Below are 6,453 nucleotides of genomic sequence, written 5' to 3'. Positions count from 1 at the left end.
CATCTTAATCATAACTGGGACACTTGCTCTGACCCCAATGTCCCACCCAGAAGGGAGCAAAATTATTATGAGCTTGGCTGATATGTTTCGTGAGGAAGGTAAAGAACTAGGTAAAAAGGAAATGGAGGAAATACTGGTTAAAAATTCGATAAAAAAAGGCTTAGATCCTCATATCATCGAAGAAATAACTGGTCTATCAAAAGAAGAAATCCAAAAAATCGCCAGCAATGTTAAAGAATAATTTTACTGCGTACCAAATGGTATGAAGCCGACCTGATCGAACGAAACCAATCGTTTCATACCATCTTAATCATAACTGGGACACTTGCTCTGACCCCTAAACAGGAAATTCCATAACTGGTTTCAAAACCCCTTATTGTTGGTAAAGGTATTATACCAACAATAAGGGGTGATTATGTTGACTAAAAGTAAGTTTTTAGAAGCTGTGGAATTAAGTCGGATAATTTTTTATGATTACAGCTTTATGTGTGAATCCCGAACCAAAAGTAGCTACTTCACAAGGGAAGGCAGAAATAAATTCACTTTTGTTACCCTCATGCTGTTTATGCTTAACTTTGTCATCGTTTAACTGTAATTATTTATAGCTTAACTTGATGACATTGGGGTCAGTGCCCTTGTCCCAGTTCTTTTATAGTTTACCAATATCCGTACGATAGAAAAAGTCGTTTGAACTTTTTAGTTCACCCATTGATTCATAAACGAGTTTCGCTGCATTCTCTCTCGTATCAGCAGCAGCTCCAACGAGAAGCACACGCCCACCATCCGAAACGAGTCTGTTATTTTCAAGCACGGTCCCGGCATGTACTGTAAATGGATTAGGCCCTTCCGGCAAGGCTGGCAGCACGATACCTTTCGTGTAAGCCCCCGGATAGCCAACCGACGCAACGACAACGCCGAGACAAGCCTTGTCTTCCCAGACAAGCTTCGGATCCGCGCCATCAATCACATCAATAAACACTTGGTATAAATCATTTTTCAATAACGGCAGGACAACCTGTGTTTCCGGGTCACCGAATCTCGTATTGAATTCAATGACTTTCGGTCCTTCTTTCGTCATAATCAGTCCAGCATAAAGGATTCCTGTGAACGGACGACCTTCCGCAATCATCCCTTTTGCCGTCCGAAGTAAAATATGCTCCATCGCAAAGTCCAGATCTTTCTCCGTCACATCGTCAGCAGGAGCAAAAGCACCCATACCGCCAGTATTCGGTCCCGCATCTCCGTCAAACGCACGCTTATGGTCGCGTGCGGTCACCATCGGGAACACCTTATCTTCTTTTACGAAAGCCATGAGAGAAAATTCTTTCCCATCAAGGAACTCTTCAATAACGACAGTCGCACCAGCTTCAGCGAAGGCTTTCGATACAAGCATTTCATCAACAGCTGCTAGTGCTTCTTCTTCCGTTAGTGCAACAATAACTCCTTTTCCAGCAGCGAGACCATCTGCTTTCACAACAATTGGAGCACCTTTTTCCTTAATATATGCTTTCGCCTGGTTCGCATCATTAAAAACAGCATAATCGGCAGTCGGCACATCATATTTCTTCATAAATTCTTTTGCAAAACTTTTACTGCCTTCTAATAGAGCTGCCGCCTTTGTCGGAGCAAAGATCTTTAAGCCTGCTTCCTGAAAGGCATCAGCGATCCCTGCATTCAACGGACTTTCCGGGCCGACGACAGTTAGATCACATTTCTTTTCTTTCGCGAAAGCTACAAGTCCGGCAATATCCATCTCATCAATGGCCACACATTCAGCCGTTCCCGCCATACCTGCATTTCCTGGTGCTGCAAAAATGGTTGTAACCTGCTCGCTTTCCTTTAGCTTTGTAACAATACTATGTTCACGGCCACCACGACCAACAACTAATACGTTCATCGCTATTCTCCTCTATTTCCCGATTTCAATTAATGTTTGAAATGACGCATATTTGTATAAACCATGGCAATCCCGTGCTCATCACAGACATCAATCGAATCCTGGTCACGCTTCGAGCCGCCTGGTTGAATGATTGCTGTGATCCCTGCTTTAATTGCATTCTCCACTGTGTCCGGCATCGGGAAAAATGCGTCAGACGCCAGCACTGATCCGTTCGCTTTCTCTCCTGCTTGTTCAATTGCAATTTTAGCGGAGCCGACCCGGTTCATCTGGCCTGCTCCAATTCCAATTGTCTGGTTATCCTTCGCGAGCACAATCGCATTCGACTTTACATGTTTCACTGCCTTCCAAGCAAATAGCAAATCAGCAATCTCTTGTTCTGTCGGTTGCTTCTTCGTTACAACTTGGAGATCGTCTGCTGTAACTTGTCCAGCATCTTGGTGCTGAATAAGCACACCGCCGCCAACAGTTGTCAGTTTGTGGTTCACTTCTTTGTTCTCTGACATATCTACTTCAAGTAAGCGAATGTTTTTCTTTTCTGTCAGAATATCCAGTGCTTCTTTTGAAAAACTTGGTGCTACAATGATTTCAAGGAATATTTCACGTAAACTTTGCGCTGTTGCTTGATCGACTTCGCGGTTAAGTGCAACAATTCCACCGAAAATTGAAATCGGATCCGCATCATACGCTAGTTTATATGCATCATGCAGGTTAGCAGCAACGCCAATTCCGCACGGGTTCATATGCTTTACCGCCACAGCTGCTGCATCTTCATACTCGCCGACAATCTCAAGCGCCGCATTCGCATCCTGAATATTGTTATAAGATAGTTCTTTTCCGTGTAACTGTTTCGCTCCAGCTAAACTAATTCCAGTTGCTAGTGGTGCACGGTAAAAGGCTGCTTTCTGATGCGGGTTCTCCCCGTAACGCAAGTCCTGGACTTTTTCATATGTAACCGTATAGGTTTCTGGGAATTCTTCTTTGGTCTCTCCTGCGAAATAACCTGCAATCATTGCATCATAATTTGCCGTATGGCGGAACACTTTTGCCGCTAATTGCTGGCGCAGTTCAATTGGTGCATCATCTTCCTGCAAAGCATCAAGCACCCGCGGATAGTCTTCCGGGTCCACAACCACAAGCACGTCCTCAAAGTTTTTTGCAGCAGAACGAAGCATTGTCGGGCCACCGATATCAATGTTCTCGATAATTTCTTCCTTTGATACATCTTGCTTTTGTAATGTTTCTTTGAAAGGATAAAGATTGACAACAACGATATCAATCGGCTCAATCTCATTTTCTTCCATTTCTTTCCTATGACCGGCGTTGGAGCGTTTTCCAAGTAGTCCGCCATGAACTTTCGGATGTAATGTCTTCACACGGCCATCCATAATTTCAGGAAATCCTGTCACTTCATCAATCGCAATCGCTTTAACTCCTGCACTTTCTATCGCTTGTAACGTGCCTCCAGTTGAAATGATTTCAACTCCAAGTCCCTCAAGATTTTTGGCAAACTCTGTAATATTCGTTTTATCGGAAACGCTGATTAACGCTCTTTTCCCCATGAAAAATCCCTCACTTTTGTATTAGCTCTCTAATTACTTGCGGATACAAACGGTGTTCCACTGCTTGGATCCGTTTTTGTAACGTTTCTTTCGTATCATTTGCTAAAATTGGAACAGCAACTTGCTCAATAATCGGCCCCGTATCCATTCCTTCATCGATGAAATGGACGGTAACACCCGTCTCCTCGACTCCAGCTTCAAAAGCTTGACCGATTGCATCTTTCCCCGGGAAGGCAGGTAAGTACGATGGATGGATGTTGACAATTTTCCCTTCGTAGGCTTCAAGCAGTGTCGGACCAATCAGACGCAGATAACCCGCAAGGAAAATCCATTCGATTCCTTTCTTTCTCAGCTGTTCCGCTATTTCCGTTTCATACGCTTCCTTGCTTTCATAATTCTTCGCAGAGAAGACAAATGTTTCAATACCATGCTGCTTCGCTTTATCTAAAACCCTAGCTTGCTGCTGATCACAGACGAGGAGAACAATTTCACACGGGAGATTGTCTGTATCCAGCATAGCCTGGAAATTGCTCCCCGTACCAGATGCGAATACAGCTACTTTCACCATACTCATGAAGAAAACTGCACTCCTTCTTCACCAGTTACTTTACCGATAACGGAAGCCTCTTCCCCAGCTTCTTGTAGGATTGCAACCGCAGCTTCTGCATCTTTTTCTTCCACAACAAGCACCATTCCAATACCCATATTAAATACACCGTACATTTCTTTCTCTGGAATGACACCTCTTTGCTCTAAAAATGGGAAGATCTCTGGGATGTTCCAGCTGCCTTGTTTCACATTAACCCCTAAACCAGCTGGTAACATTCGTGGCAAGTTTTCATAAAATCCTCCACCAGTAATATGAGAAATCCCTTTAACCGTGAGTTTTTCCAGTACATTTGCAACTGGCTTTGCGTAAATCTTCGTTGGTGTTAAAAGTACTTCGCCCAATGGTTTCGAAAGACCTTCATAGGTTTGATTAAAATCAAGATCAGCGACGATTTTCCGCACTAACGAATAACCGTTGGAGTGAATTCCGCTGGACGTGAGCCCGATGAGAACGTCTCCTTCCGCAATCTGTTCACCGGTAACAAGCTTCGACTTTTCCGCAATTCCGACAACAAAGCCTGCAAGATCGTATTCCTCGTCGTTATACATCCCCGGCATTTCCGCTGTTTCCCCACCAATCAATGCAGCACCAGCATCTACACAACCGGTCGCGACGCCAGCTACAATCTGCTCGATTTTTTCCGGATTATTCTTTCCACACGCAATATAATCGAGGAAAAATAATGGCTCTGCACCTTGAGCAATGATATCGTTCGCACACATCGCAACAAGGTCAATCCCTACCGTGTCATGCTTATCCATTTCGAAGGCAAGCTTTAGTTTCGTTCCGACACCATCTGTCCCGGAAACCATGACCGGTTCTTTAAATGAAAACTTCGATAGATCAAATAATCCTGCGAATGCACCGATTCCGCCGAGCACTTCCGGGCGTGTTGTTTTCTTAATATGCTTCTTCATCCGTTCTACCGCTTCATAGCCCGCTTCAACATCAACGCCTGCTTTCTTATATACATCTGACATGATTACACTTCCTTATCCATTATTTAAGAAGGATCTTCTCTTTTGTCTGAAATTGGCACCGGATATTCCCCGGTCATACAAGCATGGCAAATCCCTTGATGAATTGACTTTTCTCGAACAATTGCTTGTTTCATTCCTTCTACGGAAAGATACTCGATACTGTCTGCTCCGATCAGCTCAGCTATTTCCTTAAGTGAGTTGTTCGCTGCAATCAATTCTTCCCTCGTTGACATATCAATTCCGTAATAACAAGGATTCTGAATCGCGGGTGAAGCAATACGCACATGCACTTCTTTTGCTCCCGCTTCTTTTAACAGCCTTACAATATGTTTAGAGGTCGTCCCCCGTACAATTGAATCATCAATCATGACAACCCTTTTCCCATCGACAATCCCACGCACCGGTGAAAGCTTCAACTTTACCCCTTGCTCTCTTAGTTCCTGGGATGGTTGGATAAATGTCCGACCGATGTAACGATTTTTTATAATACCCATTTCATATGGTAAACCGATTTGCTCTGCGTACCCAATCGCTGCCGAAATACTTGAATCCGGAACCCCGGTCACGACATCAGCTTCCACTGGTGCTTCTTTCGCCAGCTCCATCCCCATCCGTTTTCTTGAGGCATGAACATTTACCTGATTTAAATCACTGTCCGGCCTGGAAAAATAAACATATTCCATCGCACAGAGACGGCGCTGTTCCCGCATGGCAAATCTTACAGACTTCAATCCTTCGTCACTAATAACAAGCAATTCACCAGGCAAAACTTCTCGTTCAAAGGTTGCACCAACAATATCAAAAGCACTCGTTTCCGAGGCAACAACGTACGCTTCCCCGAGTCTCCCGATTGAAAGGGGACGGATACCGTGGGGATCATTCACGACATACATATGCGCTTGATCCATAATTAAAAATGTATAAGCACCTTTAAGTTGCTGAAGAGCTTCTATTATCGCTGTTTCGTTCGACTTTTTCTTGCTGCGTTTAATCAAGTGGGCGAGGAGCTCCGAATCTGTCGCACTCTGTAAAATACTGCCGTTATCCTCCAATTCTTCACGCAGTTTTTCACCATTGACGATATTGCCACTGTCGGCAATGGCTATACTCGTTGATCTTGAATGAAAGACGAGTGGCTCGACACTATCCACCGCCCGATTTTTATCCCCATGCTTCGAATAGCGGATATGGGCGATTGCTGCTTTACCTGTAAACTCCTGAAAATCGGCATGTTTAAATACATCATTGACAAGTCCTAATCCTTTATGGAGCTTCAATTCTTCTCCATCATTGACAACAACGCCGGCCCCTTCTTGTCCACGATGCTGCTGAGCGTGCAGCCCATAATAGGAGAGCGCAGCAGCATGGGTATGTCCCCAAATTCCAAACATAAGGCATTCCTCT

At 44.2% G+C, this 6,453-nt stretch carries 5 protein-coding genes and 1 pseudogene; 1 reads left to right on the top strand and 5 read right to left on the bottom strand.

What is annotated here, in order from left to right; translation table 11 throughout:
- Positions 1-241, top strand: a pseudogene (locus SPD53_RS10165) (hypothetical protein); the annotation flags it as partial.
- 408 nt (positions 242-649) lie between these two features.
- Here SPD53_RS10165 and purD read toward each other — a convergent pair.
- The 5 genes from purD to purF are packed head-to-tail and all read right to left on the bottom strand — an operon-like array spanning position 650 to position 6,440.
- The gene (gene purD, locus SPD53_RS10160; RefSeq protein ID WP_336252474.1) at positions 650-1,897 is read right to left on the bottom strand and encodes a phosphoribosylamine--glycine ligase; all 1,248 of its coding nucleotides are present in this window, start codon (positions 1,895-1,897) and stop codon (positions 650-652) included.
- 29 nt (positions 1,898-1,926) lie between these two features.
- The gene (purH, locus tag SPD53_RS10155; RefSeq protein ID WP_336252473.1) at positions 1,927-3,459 is read right to left on the bottom strand and encodes a bifunctional phosphoribosylaminoimidazolecarboxamide formyltransferase/IMP cyclohydrolase; all 1,533 of its coding nucleotides are present in this window, start codon (positions 3,457-3,459) and stop codon (positions 1,927-1,929) included.
- A gap of 10 nt (positions 3,460-3,469) precedes the next feature.
- Positions 3,470-4,027, bottom strand: coding sequence for a phosphoribosylglycinamide formyltransferase (gene purN, locus SPD53_RS10150; RefSeq protein ID WP_336252476.1), 558 nt, complete (start codon positions 4,025-4,027; stop codon positions 3,470-3,472).
- A 2-nt stretch (positions 4,028-4,029) separates the two neighbouring features.
- Positions 4,030-5,049, bottom strand: a complete 1,020-nt coding sequence (purM, locus tag SPD53_RS10145; protein WP_336252472.1) for a phosphoribosylformylglycinamidine cyclo-ligase — start codon at positions 5,047-5,049, stop codon at positions 4,030-4,032.
- A gap of 23 nt (positions 5,050-5,072) precedes the next feature.
- Entirely contained in the window at positions 5,073-6,440 is a 1,368-nt protein-coding gene (gene purF / locus SPD53_RS10140; protein WP_336252471.1) for an amidophosphoribosyltransferase, read from the bottom strand.
- Positions 6,441-6,453: the final 13 nt, after the last annotated feature.

The organism is Oceanobacillus sp. MO10714A, from assembly GCF_037072045.1.
In the GTDB taxonomy this organism is placed as follows: domain Bacteria; phylum Bacillota; class Bacilli; order Bacillales; family Amphibacillaceae; genus Oceanobacillus; species Oceanobacillus indicireducens.
The sequence above is the reverse complement of the archived record's forward strand: the minus strand, read 5'-3'. Positions and strand labels throughout refer to the sequence as shown.

What these genes read in the sequence shown, in the direction of transcription:
- purD (WP_336252474.1), bottom strand. Translation starts at nt 1,897, where the DNA reads ATGAACGTATTAGTTGTTGGTCGTGGTGGCCGTGAACATAGTATTGTT.
- purH (WP_336252473.1), bottom strand. Translation starts at nt 3,459, where the DNA reads ATGGGGAAAAGAGCGTTAATCAGCGTTTCCGATAAAACGAATATTACA.
- purN (WP_336252476.1), bottom strand. Translation starts at nt 4,027, where the DNA reads ATGGTGAAAGTAGCTGTATTCGCATCTGGTACGGGGAGCAATTTCCAG.
- purM (WP_336252472.1), bottom strand. Translation starts at nt 5,049, where the DNA reads ATGTCAGATGTATATAAGAAAGCAGGCGTTGATGTTGAAGCGGGCTAT.
- purF (WP_336252471.1), bottom strand. Translation starts at nt 6,440, where the DNA reads ATGTTTGGAATTTGGGGACATACCCATGCTGCTGCGCTCTCCTATTAT.